Below are 15,547 nucleotides of genomic sequence, written 5' to 3' on the forward strand. Positions count from 1 at the left end.
GCGCGTCAGTGTCAGGGTTCACCCGGGGTGCGACTCAAGACCCTGGAAGCATTGAAGTCCGGAAGCCCGCAGCGGCGGGTCCGGGGATTGCTCATCACTCCGGCTGCTCTCGTTCCTCCGTTCATCGGCAAGGAGCCGCTGGTGTCGCGTCCCTCATGCACCCGTCGTCCGTCTGGAATCCGCCCACCTGCCCCGCGGGGCATGGCGCTGTTGATGGCCATCGGCATCATCGCGTTCATCGCCGCGGCCGTCGTCGTGTCCCTGCGCAAGGTGGCCGCGGAGAGCGCGCTGCAGGCGCAGGAGCGCAGGAAGCGCGAGGCCCACTTCGCCGCGGAGGCGGGGCTGGCGGAGGCGCGCGAGCTCACGCGGGTGCTGCGTGAGGAAGGAAACACCAACTTCAACAAGGTCATCGAGAAGTTGAGCAAGCAGTACAACGGGCAGGCTCCTGCCAATGGCTACGTCCAGGGGGAGCCAGGACTGCCCAGCGGTCCTCCCAATGGGAACGTGTTCCCCTGGTACGAGGCCATCCCCTGGACGCCCTATACCCTCGCGGCGGCGTCCTCTGGGACGGCCGTCGACTCGGACGTCACCACCGCCTTCCTGGAGATGAACGGCGCGGCCGGCCGCCGCATCCTGGACTTCCCCGCCCAGGAGCGCGTCCTCTACCGGGTCTTCCTCGTCGACGACAACGACACCGACGACCGGACCGTGGACTCCAACAACCGCGTCTGGCTCGTCTCCGTGGGTGAGGTCCGGGGCCGCGACGGCACCCAACCCCAGCGCGTCATCATCCGGGCCCTCATCACCAGCGGCGCGGTCCCTGGCGGCGCCTGCAGCACCGAAGACACCAACGGCGCCGCCAACAACGGCGAGTGCTGACCTCCTGTCTGTCCTTTCCCGCACCCCACCCCAGGACTCCCCATGCCGTACGCACGACCTCTGCTCATCGCCGCGCTGGCGCTCGTCACCGCGCTCCCGGCGCTCGCCCAACAGGACGGAGGAACCCCCTCCGTCTCCTACAACCCCTGCATCGACGAGACGGGCAAGGACAAGCAGCCGCCCTTCACCGCCGATGCCGGCTACCCCACCGCTGTCATCCTCACGCCCGACAACAAGCTGCGCCTCAACACCAACCGCAGCATCCTGGACCCCGAACGCATCATCCTGCCCTTCGACCAGGAGTTGGAGGCGCTCCTCGTCCATGACCAGGCCGGCGGCGGCGCCTCCAACACGCTGGGCTGGTTCTATTACGACGACCTCATCGCCGGCGGGTACATCGACCCGAAGGACGTGGACAACCCCAACGACGACGTCCTGCTCGACAAGAACGGCAACGGCGTGCCGGACTTCCACGAGCATCTCTACAACCTCGACCCGCAGACCTATATCGGCGACGGGCCCCGCTGCGGAAACCAAGCGAAGACTTTCCAACACAAGCGCGCCGACAACACCACGGTGACGTTGCGCGAACCGGACCTGCTCACCGGCCCCTGCAACGCCGCCAGCACCTACAGCGCCACGGCGGGACCGCGCCGCTGGCAGGACGCCTATGGCACCAAGCCCAGCGGCGGCGTGGTGGGCGCCCGGGTGATGGACCACCCCGCGGGTGTGTTGAACGGCGAAGACAACATGCAGACCAACCCCACGAACGTCGACAGCTACTTCAGCGACCGGGGGCTCTTCCCACACATCCCCAACCTGCTCGAGCCCAGGTCCCAGGAGAACGGCAACCGGGGCATCGGGCACCTCGTCTTCCTCGCCACGGACGACGATGACAACCACTGCCCCACGGGCAACATCTCCGGCGATTCACCCACCTCGGAGTGCTTCCAGCCGCGCACGGCATGGCGCGAGGTCAACGGCGTGCGCACCGCCGTGGGGCCCGTCTGGGACAGCCGCCTGGCCACGGGACAGGATGGTCTGCCCGACTACAAGGCCAGCGCCTTCGATGACCGGGGCGTGCTCATCCCCGGCAGGAATCCCCTCGATGCCCCCAACGAGGAGGACCGCCGCAAGAAGATGGGCGTCATCCAGGGACAGCGGGAGATCGTCTTCTTCCTCGTCACGTACGTGGAGCAGATCTACGACGGCACCGACACCTGCTTCATCACCAAGATGACGACCTGGCCCGCGTCCCAGGGCGGCGGCGCGCGGCTGCAGTGCGACCTGTGGGGCCACGGTGACATCAACGTCTTCTTCACCAAGACACTGCTCAACCTGGACCTGCATCAGACGAAGGACGACATCGTCACCGTGAAGGAGCTGCGCAACGGCTGGCTCGACGGCGTCGCCTATGACCGCCTGCGCTCCCCCACCTACGGCCAGGTCCGCTTCAACACGAACCAGAACCAGGAGGTCAAATCCTACTTCCGGCGGGCCGCGCACACGCTGGTGGGCGCGCCCGTGGACAACCCCCGCGTCTGGATTCTCGGGTGGGAGGACCAGAACTCCGGCGGCAACCGGACCTACGACGACACCGTCATCCTCATCAACAAGCAGAACAACGGCATCTACAAGTCGGACCTGGTGTCGAGCATCCCGCTCGATGTCGCCCAGGACTACACCATCACCTCCGTCGAGATGACCATCGACGACCAGCCCTACTACCGGTTCAACAACCAGACCAGTGACTGCCAGCCGCCAGCGCCCAACCCGATACCCGACGGCTACGTGCAGCCCAAGCCGCAAATCACCTATCAGGTGTCGCTGGACTGCAAGGTGTGCGTGGACCGGTGCAACACGACCGACCCAGACTTCCAGCTCAACCCCGCGCCCCATTGGGTGACGATGCCCTTCCCGGACGCCACGGCCAATCCGGGGACTCGGGTGAACATCACCCGGACGGTGAACGACTTCCTGGAGCAGGGCTTCACCGGCTCGCAGCTGTGCTGGCGCGCGGTCTTCGAGAGCCCCGGCGAGTCGTGCCAGCCCACCATCGCCAACGTGAACATCTCCTACAAGGCGCAGAAGGCGGGCCAGTACGGCCGCGCCGCGAGCCTGGGCGTGGCCAACACCGTCATCCTCGGGGTGTCGGAGACGCCGGGGCGGACCTGGTACACGCCCGAGCCCTGGTACGAGCAGTCCTCCGGCAACCCGCTCTATCCCTCCAAGCGCGTCTACGACCAGCGACTGGACGTGGCCGAGCGGGGCCACGTCTACCTGCGGCGACTGTACGAACCGGACCAGCCCAACCGCGCCAACACGGAGGCGGACGACTGGAACCAGTGGGACGGAGGCGAGCAGCTCAACCGCCTGATTCGCACGGCCTCGCCCAATGACCGCCAGCTCTTCACCAGCGCCCCCGCGACGACGCCCACCTCGCGCGTCACGGTGGCCTCCCAGGCCGGACAGGACGACAACAACAGCCCCCTGTTCCCCACCGTCGCCAACACCAACGACGAGGCTCGCAACTACTGCGCATCCACCCTGGGCCGCCGGTATGACCTGAACCAGGATGGCCTGTGCGACAAGCTGGACCGAAACGCCCTGCGCAACTGGCTGTACGGGTGGGAGGACAACAGCCTCGCCTCCGGCCCCGTCACCCGGCGCACCTGGCCCATGGGCGGCATCAACCTGTCCACGGCGGCCATCGTCGGCCCCGCCAGCGAGCCCACCTGGGTGAAGCGGGCGTCGCTCAGCGAGCAGGCGGCGTACCGCAGCAACAGCTTCATCGGCAACACGGTGATGAAGACCCGTGGCGCGGCGGCCTTCATCGGCAGCACCTCGGGCTTCCTGCACGCCCTGTCGCTCGGTGAGCTGCGCGCCGGAGATGACTCCTGCACGTCCTTCCGGGACTTCCGAGGGTACTTCGCCCACGACTCGGGCTGCTCCGCGGGCCGCGAGTATGGCACGGGCGGCGAACTGTACGCCTACATACCCGGCAAGCTGCTGCGTTTCTTCGCGGAGAACTACGTGCGCGGCAACGACAAGGCGAAGCGCGCCTCCGTGGACGCGTCTCCGGCCGTGACGGTGGTGGACCTGCGCTCGGGCAACGAGTACCAGCCCGACACCGGCCACAACCCCGCCACGGGCACCCAGTGGCGCTTGAGCACCCAGCCCAACGAGCGCACCGACGCGAAGACGGTGCTCGTCAGCCCCACCGGCCCCCAGCAGAGCGTCTTCTTCGCGCTGGACGTCACGCGTCCCACGGAGACCGCGGCCAACTACCCCGGCGTCCTCTGGGAACTGGACGTCCAGAGAGATCGCTTCAACACCTCGGGAGACCCGTGCACCAGCACCAGCAGCACCTGCAAGCTCCTGGAGGAGCACTTCTCCCTGCGCCCCGACACCAGCGGTTCGCGGCACAACCCGCTCCTGGTGCGCATGGACTTCGGCACGCGCGGAGGCAAGAAGTGGGTGGCGGCGTTCGCGTCCGACTACTCACCCAGGAACGCGGGCGGCCGCGCCACGCTGTATCTCATCGACGTGAAGACGGGGCTGCCCATCCAGGTGGCCCATGCCGGGCAGACCGCGCTCAAGCGGAAGCTGGCGGGCGTGGTGGTGCTGGGTGACGAGGGCGAGGGCGTCGGTGGCGCGCCCGTGGCCATCGACGTGGACGGCGACAGCAACTACGACGTCGTCTACGTCCCCACGACGAAGGCCCGCGTGTTCCGCGTCAACCTGCGTGACGTCGACGCGACCCGCCCCATGGGGTCGGTCGTCCCGTCGTGCATCATCGCCGACGCACGCAACGACCGGGACCCCGCGACCAATCAGGTGATCGACGACGCGGCGAAGCAGGGCCTCTATTCGCAGATAGCGGTGAGCCAGGAGCGCTCCGGCTCCGGCACCTCCGTGCGCATCTACATGGGCACCGGCAACAACCCGGACCTGGACAACGAGGACGTGGACCGAGACCCGCGTCCCCGCTACCACGTGATGGCCTTCGTCGACGCAAACCCGCTGGCCTCCGGGTGCTCGGGGCGGAGCGTCGCCTGGGTGCAGAAGCTCGGGCCCAGGCAGGTGGTCTGGGGCGGCGTCTCCGTGGACGAGGACGGCGTCGTCCACACGGCCACCGCCGTGGGCACCTCCGCCAACCAGTGCAGCCTCGACGCCGACGAGAGCGGCCGGGTCTACGCCTTCAACGGGAGCAACGGCGCGCCCCAGCCCTCGAGCGACGCCAGCCTGGAGGGACACAGCCTCACCCAGCCGCTCATCTTCGACAAGAAGGTCGTCATCCAGACCAACAACGGCTTCAAGCTCATGAACAACGGCTCGGATGTCTTCAACAACGAGACAGGCAACGGCCAGGGGAGCACGGCGCGCACGCTCATCTGGGACGTGAAGACCACCGGCAACATCCAGGGGGTGGTCCCATGAGGGCCCTTCGTCGCGCTCACCGGGGGGCCACGCTGCTGGAGGCCATGGCCACCATGGTGGTGGTGGTGTTCGGCATCCTCGGCATCGCGCTCGCGGTGCTCGCCGCCGCGAAGCAGAACCGCCGCAACCTCATCCAGGCCCAGGCGGGCCTCATCGCGGAGCAGGAGCTGGAGCGCATCACCGCGATGAGGTGTGTCACCCCCGCGCCCGGCCGCCCCTGCCAGAACATCGAGGCGCTGGACCGGGACCGGCATGAGGTGTGGTGGAGCGCCAACGGCACGCCGCGCTACCTGGCGCCCGCCGCGGGCGAGCCCGTGCGGATGAAGTACGACGTCGCGGTGGACGTGGACCCGCCCATGGAGGGCGAAGAGGCGGGGACGCCCGTGCTGGCCCGCGACCTCATCCCTGGCGTCAGGCTGCCCAACGTCGTCAACGTGCGTGTCACCGTGAGCTGGCAGGACCCGGACAAGGTCCTGCGCGCGGTGGCCCTGCAGACCCGGATGACGCCATGAGCCGCGCGCCCCACACTCGTGGCTTCAGCCTCATCGAGCTGATGATGGCCAGCACCATCGCGCTGGTGGTCATCGCCGGCGCGGTGTCCGCGGGCACCTATCTCCAGCGGCGCGGCTTCCTCGAGGAACGCACCATGGAGACGCAGAACGCCGCCCGCGCGGCGCGGGACTTGTTCACCCCCTCGCTCCAGCGCGCTGGAGAGGGCTTCGGCAGCTCACCGCTCTACCTGGGCGGAGCCCCCGGGGAGCTGCGCTACGCCATCAACGTGACCAGCGCGGCGGGCGCCTCCGCCGGATACGTGCCGCCCAGTGGCGCCTACGCGACCCTCCGCTCGGATGTGCTGGAGATCTTCGAGGCGGACAGCGCGCGCTCCTTGAGGATGAGGGGCTGCGCCGGCGGCAATACGGACGCCCGCCTGACGGCCACCACGCAGGTATGCCTGGTGGTGGCCGCGCCCCCCGGCACCGACGCGGGCATCCCCACGGGGAGCGCGCTCGTCGCGGCGGATCCGTCTGCCCGAGGCGCATGCGTGGGAGTGGCACAGGCCCAGCGCAACCTCCTCGTCCTTCCCGACACCGAGGCCAAGAACATCGCCTGGCTCCCTGGAGCCCCTGGGGCCACGGCGTTCGACGTCAACAGCTACTGCACCGCCACGGCGGGGAACAGCGCGCCGCTGTGGCTGGTCGGCAACGACGACGACGCGATGCTCATGCCGGTGACCTCGCGCATCTACCGCGTCAACTGGCGCCAGGGGCGGCCCGCCCTGGAGCTGGACCCGGACGGCTCGCTGGGCCCCGAGGAGTTCCGGGTGCTGTCGGAGGAGATTGAGCAGCTGCGTGTCCGCCTGGGGGTCGCCACGCTGGAGAGCCCGAGCGACCCGCTGCGCTACTTCCCGGACCCGGACACCTCGCGTCCGCCCATCGACCAGTGCACCAACGCCCAGTGCTGGGGCCTCATCCCCGGCGACGCGGGCACCATGGGCGCGCTGGACCACGGACCGGGCAGCGCGCGGGACGAGCTGATGCGACGCGTGCGCGTGGTGGAGCTGCTCATCACCGCGCGCTCCGCGCGGCCGGACCGGGAGGCCGCGCGCGGGTCGCCCGACGCGGGGACGCTCCCCGACGACGACGAGGGCAACCCCGACGACGGCTACAAGCGACGCCACTTCCTCATCCGCGTGACGCCGCGCAACTTCGGCTACGCCGGGGGCTGACACCACCATGCAAGTCACACGACGACACGGCATGACGTTGATCGAGCTGATGGTCGCGCTCGGTATCCTCGGCTTGCTCACGGCCCTGGCCACCACGGGCTACCAGGCGCTCACGCGCAACCAGCGCGCCGGCGCCGCCTCGCGCTCCATCCTCCTGGCCGCGCAGGAGGCCCGGCAGCAGGCCCGGAGCACGCGGCAGGCGGTGCGCCTCATGCGCACCACCACGGTGGAGAACGGCGTCAGCCAGCCCGCCCTGCGCTGGGAGAAACCCGACTGCGCGCCCGGGGACACCTGGGGCTCCCAGTGCCCCCGGACCGAGTGCCTCACCGCCGCGTGCGGCACGTCCGGCTGCACCTGCGCGCAGGTGGGGGACGCGTTCGCGGTGTCCCCCGAGCTGGACGTCTCCAGCCTGCACGGCCTGTGCTGGCTCGGAGAGACCGCGCGCCCCGTCGCTGCGCGGGGCGCCACCATGTGCGACCCGGACGGGACGGCGCCGGTGACGGGCTCGCTGCGCATCCTGCGCAAGCGCGGGCCTCAGGACCCGGCCGTGCCGGACCGCGTGCTCCAGGTGGACGCACTCACCGGGAACCCGACCTTGATGGACTGCGAGCTTCAGCCCACCGCCGCCGGGTGCACTCCCTGAAGCCAGCGTTCCGTGTCACAGTCAGGGCCTCCCAAGGAGGCAGTGACGATGATGAAGCGGTTCGCCCTGATGATGAGCCTGTGTCTGGCCCCCGCCGCCCACGCGGCCGACGACGTCGTCGAGGTGTGGAAGGCCAAGTGCAAGTCCTGTCACGGCGACACCGGCAAGGCGGACACGAAGATGGGCAAGAAGGAGTCCATCACCGACATGAGCCAGCCTGCCTGGCAGGCGGCCCAGTCCGACGCGGACATCCGCGTGGCCATCGCCGACGGCTCGCCGCGCAACACGAAGATGAAGGCCTTCAAGGACAAGCTCACCGCCGCGCAGATCGACGCGCTGGTGGGATACATCCGCACCATGAAGGCCAAATAGGGACGGGCCTCGGGGCTGAATAACCGTTTCGGGCTCGCGTCTTGCCGAGAAGAGAAACGGAGCCCCCTCATGAAGACCCTTTCGACCCTCTTCGTTTTCTGCCTGGCCCTCGCGGGCGTCTTCACCTCCGTGCAGGCCCACGCGCTGAGCACCCCGCGCATCGAGCCGGGACTCTCCCGGCCCGAGCCTCTGTCCCTGCGCCCCGATGACGGCAAGGACAAGGGCGACGGGAAGGACAAGGACAAGGACAAGGGCGAAGAGGACGAGGAGGACTACCGCTACCGCGGCCTCCGCGGGGCGGCGGCGCTGGAGCTGGTGGACCCGGGCGCGCTCAACGACATGCTGCGCCTGCGCGCCGCGGCGCGCTACGCCCGGTACTGACCGACACCACCGCGCGTCTGGGCCTCGTCCCTCAGGCCCAGCGCGTCTGGGCCTCGTCCTGGGACTGGGCCACCCGGGGCAGCGTCACCGCGAAGCACGTGCCCGCCTCCTGCGAGGACGCGACGTCCACCCACCCACCGTGGGCGGTGACGATCTGCGACACGATGTAGAGCCCCAGCCCCAGCCCGTGGCGATGCGGCCTGGGCATGCCCGGCTCGGGCGTGCCGCGGTGGAAGGGCGCGAACAGGCGCGGGCGCAGCGACTCCGGAATCGGCGGCCCCACGTTGTGCACCTCCACCCGCTGGAAGAGCGGCTCGCTCGCCGCCAGCCGCACGCGCACGGACGTGCCCGCGGGGCTGTGCTGCAGGGCGTTGCCCACCAGGTTGGAGAGCACCTGCCCCAGCCGCTCCTCGTCCCAGACGCCGCGCGAGTCCCCCACCACCTCCAGGTCCACGCGCTGGTCCGGATGGGCCGGCTCCAGCTCGGAGATGATGCGCCGGCACACCGACTCCATGCACACCTCGCGCGGACGCAAGGGGATGCCACCCGCCATGCGCGCGCGGGTGAAGTCGAGCAGCTGTTTCACCAGCCGCGCCATGCGCTCGGCGCTCCCGTCGATGCGCGTCGCCACCCGTCGCACCTCCGGCGTCAGCGTCGGCTGGGCGAGCAGCGCCGCCGCGGACAGCCGCACCGCCGCCAGCGGGTTGCCCAGATCGTGTCCCAGCACGCCGATGAAGCGCTCCTGGAAGCGCGCCTCCTCGTCCCGCTCCAGCTCCTGGCGGCGCCGCGCGGTGACGTCCCGGCTGATGCCGAACAGGCCGTAGACGGTGCCGTCGCCCCGGCGCAGCACGCCCTTGGTCGTCTGCCAGATGCGGTCGCTGCCCGGGCCGCCCTCGGAGTCCTCGTACGTGGCGGTGACGCCCGACTCCATCACCGCGCGGTCGTGCGCCAGCGTGGGCCCGGCGATGTCCTGGCCCAGGAGCTCCAGGTCCGTGCGCCCCAGGATGTCCTGCGGCGCCCGGTTGAAGGCGCGCGCCGTGGCCGGGTTGATGAGCACGTAGCGCGCGTCCACGTCCTTCACGTAGATGGCGTCGGTGGCGCTCTCGATGACCGCGTGCAGCAGGTCATGGTCTCTTCGCAGCGTCTCCTCGGCGGCCATCCGCTCCGTCAAATCCTCCAGGAAGACGACGACGCCGTCCTCCCACGGGGACACGCGGGCGAACAGCCACACCGGCCCCACGGAGGACTGGCGCGAGACGCGGATGATTTCGGGCTCGCGCCGCACGGCCACCCGGACACACGCGGCGAAGAGGCCACATTCGCCCACCCACGCGGCCTCCTCGAGCAGGCGCTGGCGCACCAGGGAGCGCTCCTCGCGCCCCAACCAGCGCTCCGCGTGCACGTTCGCGGAGACGCATTCGAAGTCCAGGATGCCCTGCTCAGCGGAACGGACGCTGCGCAGCACCACCACGGCTTCGGAGGGGGGCGCGCCCGCCCCGCTCATCACCCTGTTCCAACGGCCGGATTGCATGGCTGGCGTGTGGCACCCCCCAGCGATGCCTTGAGGAAGAGTAGGCCCTGCCCCAGGCATGCGGCCAACCCAGCCCCGGTACGGCTGATTCGTGGCGGACACAGCACTCCGGGCCGCGTCGGCTCCGACACACGACAGGCGACGCGCTCTGTCGTTGACCTGTCAGGGGCGCGCCCCTAATTACCCCGGGGCCCTCAGGGGTCCACTCATGGACAGTCCTTACACACAGAGGTTGGATGGCGAGGCGGCGCGGGACGGTGGCGTGCCTCTCGTGGCGGCGGACACCTTCTCCCGGCTGCTCGGGGAGCTGCGCGCAGGCCAGCGCACACGCACCCAGGGCCTGAAGGGCGCGGCCCGGGGCCACGTGCTCGCCCGGCTGCATCGCGAGGCGAAGGCGCCGCTGGTGTGCGTGGCGGCGGACGAGGAGGCGGCCGACAGCCTGGCCTCCGACCTGGCCTTCTTCCTGGGCGGAACGGGCACGCTGCGAGAGCCGGGGGTGCTGCGGCTGCCCGCGGACGAGGTGCTCCCCTACGACGAGCTGTCCCCGGACGCGGCCGTCGTCACCGAGCGCATCGGCGCGCTGTACCACCTGGCGCGGGGCACGCGCTTCCCGGTGCTGGTGCTGTCCCTGCGCGCGCTGTACCGCCGCATGCTGCGCCCGGACGTCATGGCCCGGCTCACGGACCGGGTGACGGTGGGCCAGGAGTACGACCGCGACGCGCTGGCGCGGAAGCTCTCGCGCATGGGCTACCAGAACAGCCCCATGGTGGAGGACGTGGGGACGTTCTCCGTGCGCGGAGGGCTGCTCGACGTCTTCAGCCCGCTCTACGACAAGCCGGTGCGCCTGGAGTTCTTCGGTGACACCATCGACTCCATCCGCGCCTTCGACCCGGAGTCGCAGCGCACGGTGGACGCGCTGAAGGAAGTGGACCTGGTGCCCGCGCGGGAGCTCCTGCTCACCGAGGACACCCGCCCCCGCGCGGAGGCCGCCGCGCGCGCCGTCGCCGACCGCATCAACCTGCCCACCATCCAGCTGCGCGAGCGGCTGGACGCGCTGCGCGAGGGCCTGCCCGGCTTCGGGCTGGAGGGGCTGCTCCCCGGGCTGTTCGAGGGCGGGCTGGCCACGGTGTTCGACTTCCTGCGCGCGTGGAGCCCCGAGGGGCCCGTCTTCTACCTGGACGACCCGCTGGAGCTGTCGCGCGCGGCGGACGCGCTGTGGGAGGAGCTGGAGCGCACCTTCGCCCAGGCCGAGGAGCGCAAGGACCTGGTGTGCCCGCCGGCCGAGCACTTCCTGTCGCGCGACGCGGTGGAGCAGCAGCTGTCCGCCTATCGCGTCGTCGAGGGCGGTGGGCTGTCGCTGACGCAGTCGGAGAAGCCGCCGGTGTTGTTCCAGTTCGGCGGCACGCAGGACCTGCGGGAGGCCATCCTCGCGCACCATGGCGAGGAGGGCGCGCTGCAACCCCTGGTCGAGCGGCTGCAGCGCTGGCGCGACTCGCGCGTGGCGTGCGCGGTGGCGTGCGGCACGCTGAGCCAGGCGGACCGGCTCAAGCGGCTCTTGCTCGACCGCAACGTCATGGTGAAGGTGCACACCGAGCCCATGAAGGACGCGTCGGCGCTGTACGAGCCGTCCGTCTGGGCGCACCTCTTCACGGGCGAGGTGAGCCAGGGCTTCGTGGACGGCGGGGGCGGGCTGGCGCTCCTGTCGGACGAGGAGATCTTCGGCGTCCGCGCGCGTCGGCGCGTCAAGCGCGGCAAGAAGCTGGACGCGTTCGCCGCGGGCTTCAAGGACCTGAAGGAAGGCGACCTCATCGTCCACACCGACTTCGGCATCGGCCGCTACTCGGGCCTGACGAAGATGCAGGTGAACGGCGTGCCCGGGGACTTCCTCGTCCTGGAGTACGCGGGCCGGGACAAAATCTACCTGCCGGTGGGCCGCATGCGGCTCATCCAGAAGTTCACCGGCGGCAATCCTGAGACGGTCCAGCTCGACAAGCTGGGCACGACGAGCTGGGAGAAGACGAAGAAGCGCGTCAAGGAGCAGCTGCTCAAGATGGCGGCCGAGCTCCTGCAAATCGCCGCCTCGCGCCGCGCGCACCCGGGACACGCCTTCAGCGCGCCGGACCGCTACTTCGCCCAGTTCGAGGCGGACTTCGAGTTCGAGGAGACGCCGGACCAGGCCAAGGCGATTGAGGACGTGCTCTCCGACATGCAGAAGCCGGAGCCCATGGACCGGCTGGTCTGCGGCGACGTGGGCTACGGCAAGACGGAGGTCGCCATGCGCGCGGCCTTCAAGGCGACGCTGGACCGCAAGCAGGTGGCGGTGCTGGTGCCCACCACCGTGCTGGCGCAGCAGCACTTCCTCTCCTTCAAGAAGCGCTTCAAGGACTACCCCGTCACGGTGGAGGTCATCTCCGGCCTGAAGAAGCCGCCGGAGGTGCGCGAAATCCTCAAGCGCGCCAAGGAGGGCAAGGTCGACATCCTCATCGGCACGCACAAGCTGTTGGGCGGCGAGGTGGCCTTCAAGGATTTGGGGCTGATGATCGTCGACGAGGAGCAGCGCTTCGGCGTGAAGCAGAAGGAGTCGCTGAAGAAGTGGCGCTCCCAGATCGACGTGCTGACGCTGACGGCGACGCCCATCCCCCGCACGCTGCACATGAGCATGTCGGGCGTGCGCGACATGAGCATCATCGCCACGCCGCCGCAGGACCGGCGCGCCATCCGCACCTTCGTGATGAAGTACGACCCGATGGTGGTGAAGGAGGCGATTGAACGCGAGATTGCCCGCGGCGGGCAGGTGTTCTTCGTGCACAACCGCGTCGAGTCGCTGCCCTCCATGGAGCAGCAGCTGCGCGAGCTGGTGCCGCAGCTGTCCATCGGCGTGGCGCACGGCCAGATGGGCGAGGGGCAGCTCGAGAAGGTCATGCTGGAGTTCACCGAGCGCAAGCACCAGGTGCTGCTGTGCACGGCCATCATCGAGAGCGGCATCGACATCTCCAGCGCCAACACGATGATTGTCAATCGGGCGGACCAGTTCGGTCTGGCGCAGCTCTACCAGCTGCGAGGTCGCGTGGGCCGCTCCAAGGAGCGCGCGTACGCGTACCTGCTGGTGCCCACGCGCCGGGCGGTGACGCGCGACGCGCAGCGCCGGCTGGAGGTGCTCCAGAACTTCACCGAGCTGGGCGCGGGCTTCTCCATCGCCAGTCACGACCTGGAGATTCGCGGCGCGGGCAACCTGCTGGGCGAGAAGCAGTCCGGCGCCATCGCCGAGATTGGCTTCGACATGTACGCGCAGCTCCTGGAGGAGGCCGTCGCGGAGCTGCAGGGCCAGCCGCCCAAGGTGCAGATTGAGCCGGACGTCACGCTGCCCATGCCCGCGCTCATCCCGGACGACTACGTGGCGGACGTGCACCAGCGGCTCGTCTTCTACAAGCGCTTCAGCCAGGCCAGCCACCCGGACGAGGTCACGGACCTGCGCGCGGAGCTGGTGGACCGCTACGGCGAGGCCCCGGACGAGGTGGACCACCTGTCCGAGCTGACGCTGCTGAAGATCGACATGCGCGACCTCCGGCTGCGCGGCCTGGAGGTGGGGCCGCAGCGGCTGGTGGTGACGCTGGGCGCCGACGCGCTGCTCGACGGACCGAAGGTCGCGGGGCTGGTGCAGCGCTCGAAGGGCTACTACCGCCTCACGCCGGACATGAAGCTCATCGCCCGCGTGGCGCAGGGCACCCAGGGGCACGACCTCATCGCCGAGGCGCGCAAGGTGCTCCGAGACCTGGACCACTGCTCGCTGCCGAGGAACTGAACGCGAAGAGGCTCGGGACACGAAGTCCCGAGCCTCCTGGATTCATCTCGCGGAGCCGACTACGGCGTGCCGTCGCTGTTGCCGCCGCGCTTGAACAGCTTGCCCAGCGCGACGAACAGCATCACCACGCCGGCGATGACGACCTTCTTGCCGGCCAGCAGCACGGCGAGCAGGCCCTTGAAGAGCCCCGCCTTGGCGGCGACCTTGCCCGCCACCAGGCCCGCGACGCCGTACGCGGCGACGCGGCCGGTGCTGGGGTCGAAGTCCTCGTAGCGGTGGCCCTGCTGGAACTCGGTGAAGGCCAGCACCTGCTTCATGTCCGTCTCCACCTGGGGCAGCGCCACCATGCTGGAGACGGCGTTGAGGACCAGCACGCCCTCCTTGCCCAGCACGCGGACGGCGTAGTTCAGCGTGTGCTCCTTGGAGCCACCGAAGGCCAGCTCCTGCGCCCAATACAGCTTGCGCGTGCTGGCGTCGTAGTGCGGGGTGGCGGCCCAGCCGACCAGGTCCACTGCCTCGAAGCCCGCGCGGGTGCGCTCCTTGTTCTCCTCGCGCGTGCCCTCCTGCATCTCCTCGAGCAGCTCCGCGTAGTCGATGCTGGCCGCGTCCTTGTCCTCCACGTGGCCGTCATCGTCGTACTGGATGACGACGCCCCAGCCCTCCGGCGCGTCCACGCTCACGTCCGAGGGGACCAGCATGCCCAGCGTCTTCGTGCCCGGAGGATTGCCCCACACCTCCACGAGCACCTTCTCCGCGTCCTCGGGCGACAGGTAGCCGAAGTTGGAGGGGACGTTCATCTTCGCCAGGCCGTTGCCCAGCACCACCACGCCGGTGCGCGGGTGCAGCTCGGGCAATGCCGGGGCCGCCACCTCCGCCGCCTCGGCGGCCTCCTGCTGCTCGGGGGCCCGGGCCCACGCGCTCACTCCCACCAGCAACACCACCGCGAACAACCCACGTCGACACTGCATTGAGCTCCCCCTCCAGGGATTCCAGACACAATCGGCCGGAGGGACGTGAAGCCTCAGCGAGGCTGACGATGCCGCGCGCGGCTCGACGCACAGGCGCGGCGGGCCTCCCGGGCCGAAAGGCGCGGCAACCTAGCGGCGCGTCGGAGCACGCGTCAAATCAGCGCCGGTGCGGGGGACAGACTCAGGCAGCTTCGGTTTTCGCGACAACCACGGGACGCACGAGAAAGTCGCGCGCGGTCGTGACGGCGCGTGTGTCCTGGAGCACCTGACCGGGCGTGTTGCCGTGGCCGATGAGCGCGCCGCGCCAGTGCATCTCCATGTAGTCCGCGCTGAGCTGGAGGCTCTTGAGCAGGGGCTGGGCGACGGCGTCGTCCTCCTCGGAGGAGTGCGAGGTCACCAGCGAGAGCACCTTGCCGCGCATGCACTCGCGAAAGCACAGCTCGGTGATTCTCAGCCAGTGGGACCAGTGCTCCAGATAGGACACCGCGTTGGCGGGCAGGCCATACCAGTAGACCGGCGCCACGAAGACGAGCTCGTCGGCGGACACCGTGCGCTGGGCGAGGTCCCGCAGCTCGGGGCTCAGGGGCTGCGTGTAGCCGCCGGGCGAGTGACGCAGGTCCTTGAAGACCGCTCCCCGGTAGCGCTCCAGGTTCACCCACTCCGCCACCGTGCCGTCCGGCAGGGACTCCGCGGCCTTGCGGGCGAGTTGCTCCGCGTTGCCGTTCTCACGGGCACTGGAGAGCAGGAAGAGGAGTCGACGGGAGTGCATGACGGAGGTCCGGGAGAAGGAGCGACCGGGCCTTCA

At 69.7% G+C, this 15,547-nt stretch carries 11 protein-coding genes; 8 read left to right on the plus strand and 3 right to left on the minus strand.

Annotated elements, in window-relative coordinates:
* The first annotated feature begins 27 nt into the window (after positions 1 to 27).
* From VZQ01_RS13600 to VZQ01_RS13630, 7 genes are all read left to right on the plus strand, one after another.
* Positions 28 to 879, plus strand: coding sequence for a hypothetical protein (locus VZQ01_RS13600; RefSeq protein WP_426748033.1), 852 nt, complete (start codon positions 28 to 30; stop codon positions 877 to 879).
* A gap of 42 nt (positions 880 to 921) precedes the next feature.
* A complete protein-coding gene (locus VZQ01_RS13605; protein ID WP_223783481.1) occupies positions 922 to 5,319 on the plus strand; it encodes a pilus assembly protein in 4,398 nt (1,465 codons plus the stop codon).
* The gene (locus VZQ01_RS13610; RefSeq protein ID WP_223783482.1) at positions 5,316 to 5,831 is read left to right on the plus strand and encodes a type IV pilus modification PilV family protein; all 516 of its coding nucleotides are present in this window, start codon (positions 5,316 to 5,318) and stop codon (positions 5,829 to 5,831) included. The genes VZQ01_RS13605 and VZQ01_RS13610 overlap by 4 nt, the downstream gene beginning before the upstream one ends.
* A complete protein-coding gene (locus VZQ01_RS13615) occupies positions 5,828 to 7,045 on the plus strand; it encodes a PilW family protein (RefSeq protein ID WP_426748034.1) in 1,218 nt (405 codons plus the stop codon). The genes VZQ01_RS13610 and VZQ01_RS13615 overlap by 4 nt, the downstream gene beginning before the upstream one ends.
* Positions 7,046 to 7,076: 31 nt before the next feature.
* Entirely contained in the window at positions 7,077 to 7,688 is a 612-nt protein-coding gene (locus VZQ01_RS13620; RefSeq protein WP_248542357.1) for a pilus assembly FimT family protein, read from the plus strand.
* 48 nt (positions 7,689 to 7,736) lie between these two features.
* A complete protein-coding gene (locus VZQ01_RS13625) occupies positions 7,737 to 8,060 on the plus strand; it encodes a c-type cytochrome (RefSeq protein ID WP_046711179.1) in 324 nt (107 codons plus the stop codon).
* A 69-nt stretch (positions 8,061 to 8,129) separates the two neighbouring features.
* Positions 8,130 to 8,441 (plus strand): hypothetical protein, encoded by a 312-nt coding sequence (locus tag VZQ01_RS13630; protein ID WP_223746107.1) that lies wholly within the window; start codon positions 8,130 to 8,132, stop codon positions 8,439 to 8,441.
* Between the two features lie 31 nt (positions 8,442 to 8,472).
* On the opposite strand, the gene VZQ01_RS13635 is transcribed toward VZQ01_RS13630, so the two are convergent.
* Positions 8,473 to 9,945 (minus strand): PAS domain-containing sensor histidine kinase, encoded by a 1,473-nt coding sequence (locus VZQ01_RS13635; RefSeq protein ID WP_426748035.1) that lies wholly within the window; start codon positions 9,943 to 9,945, stop codon positions 8,473 to 8,475.
* A gap of 235 nt (positions 9,946 to 10,180) precedes the next feature.
* Here VZQ01_RS13635 and mfd point away from each other — a divergent pair, with 235 nt between their 5' ends.
* On the plus strand, positions 10,181 to 13,774 hold the full coding sequence (gene mfd, locus VZQ01_RS13640) for a transcription-repair coupling factor (protein WP_141323376.1): 3,594 nt from the start codon (positions 10,181 to 10,183) through the stop codon (positions 13,772 to 13,774).
* Between the two features lie 59 nt (positions 13,775 to 13,833).
* On the opposite strand, the gene VZQ01_RS13645 is transcribed toward mfd, so the two are convergent.
* Both VZQ01_RS13645 and VZQ01_RS13650 read right to left on the minus strand, forming a co-directional pair.
* Complete coding sequence (locus tag VZQ01_RS13645; protein WP_426748036.1) at positions 13,834 to 14,742, minus strand: DUF2167 domain-containing protein; 909 nt, start codon at positions 14,740 to 14,742, stop codon at positions 13,834 to 13,836.
* 181 nt (positions 14,743 to 14,923) lie between these two features.
* Entirely contained in the window at positions 14,924 to 15,511 is a 588-nt protein-coding gene (locus VZQ01_RS13650; RefSeq protein ID WP_223783487.1) for a flavodoxin family protein, read from the minus strand.
* Between the last annotated feature and the right edge of the window lie 36 nt (positions 15,512 to 15,547).

Source organism: Myxococcus faecalis (genome assembly GCF_050039385.1).
GTDB classification, from domain to species: Bacteria; Myxococcota; Myxococcia; order Myxococcales; family Myxococcaceae; genus Myxococcus; species Myxococcus fulvus.

What these genes read in the sequence shown, in the direction of transcription:
- VZQ01_RS13605 (WP_223783481.1), top strand. Translation starts at nt 922, where the DNA reads ATGCCGTACGCACGACCTCTGCTCATCGCCGCGCTGGCGCTCGTCACC.
- VZQ01_RS13610 (WP_223783482.1), top strand. Translation starts at nt 5,316, where the DNA reads ATGAGGGCCCTTCGTCGCGCTCACCGGGGGGCCACGCTGCTGGAGGCC.
- VZQ01_RS13615 (WP_426748034.1), top strand. Translation starts at nt 5,828, where the DNA reads ATGAGCCGCGCGCCCCACACTCGTGGCTTCAGCCTCATCGAGCTGATG.
- VZQ01_RS13620 (WP_248542357.1), top strand. Translation starts at nt 7,077, where the DNA reads ATGACGTTGATCGAGCTGATGGTCGCGCTCGGTATCCTCGGCTTGCTC.
- VZQ01_RS13625 (WP_046711179.1), top strand. Translation starts at nt 7,737, where the DNA reads ATGATGAAGCGGTTCGCCCTGATGATGAGCCTGTGTCTGGCCCCCGCC.
- VZQ01_RS13630 (WP_223746107.1), top strand. Translation starts at nt 8,130, where the DNA reads ATGAAGACCCTTTCGACCCTCTTCGTTTTCTGCCTGGCCCTCGCGGGC.
- VZQ01_RS13635 (WP_426748035.1), bottom strand. Translation starts at nt 9,945, where the DNA reads ATGAGCGGGGCGGGCGCGCCCCCCTCCGAAGCCGTGGTGGTGCTGCGC.
- mfd (WP_141323376.1), top strand. Translation starts at nt 10,181, where the DNA reads ATGGACAGTCCTTACACACAGAGGTTGGATGGCGAGGCGGCGCGGGAC.
- VZQ01_RS13645 (WP_426748036.1), bottom strand. Translation starts at nt 14,742, where the DNA reads ATGCAGTGTCGACGTGGGTTGTTCGCGGTGGTGTTGCTGGTGGGAGTG.
- VZQ01_RS13650 (WP_223783487.1), bottom strand. Translation starts at nt 15,511, where the DNA reads ATGCACTCCCGTCGACTCCTCTTCCTGCTCTCCAGTGCCCGTGAGAAC.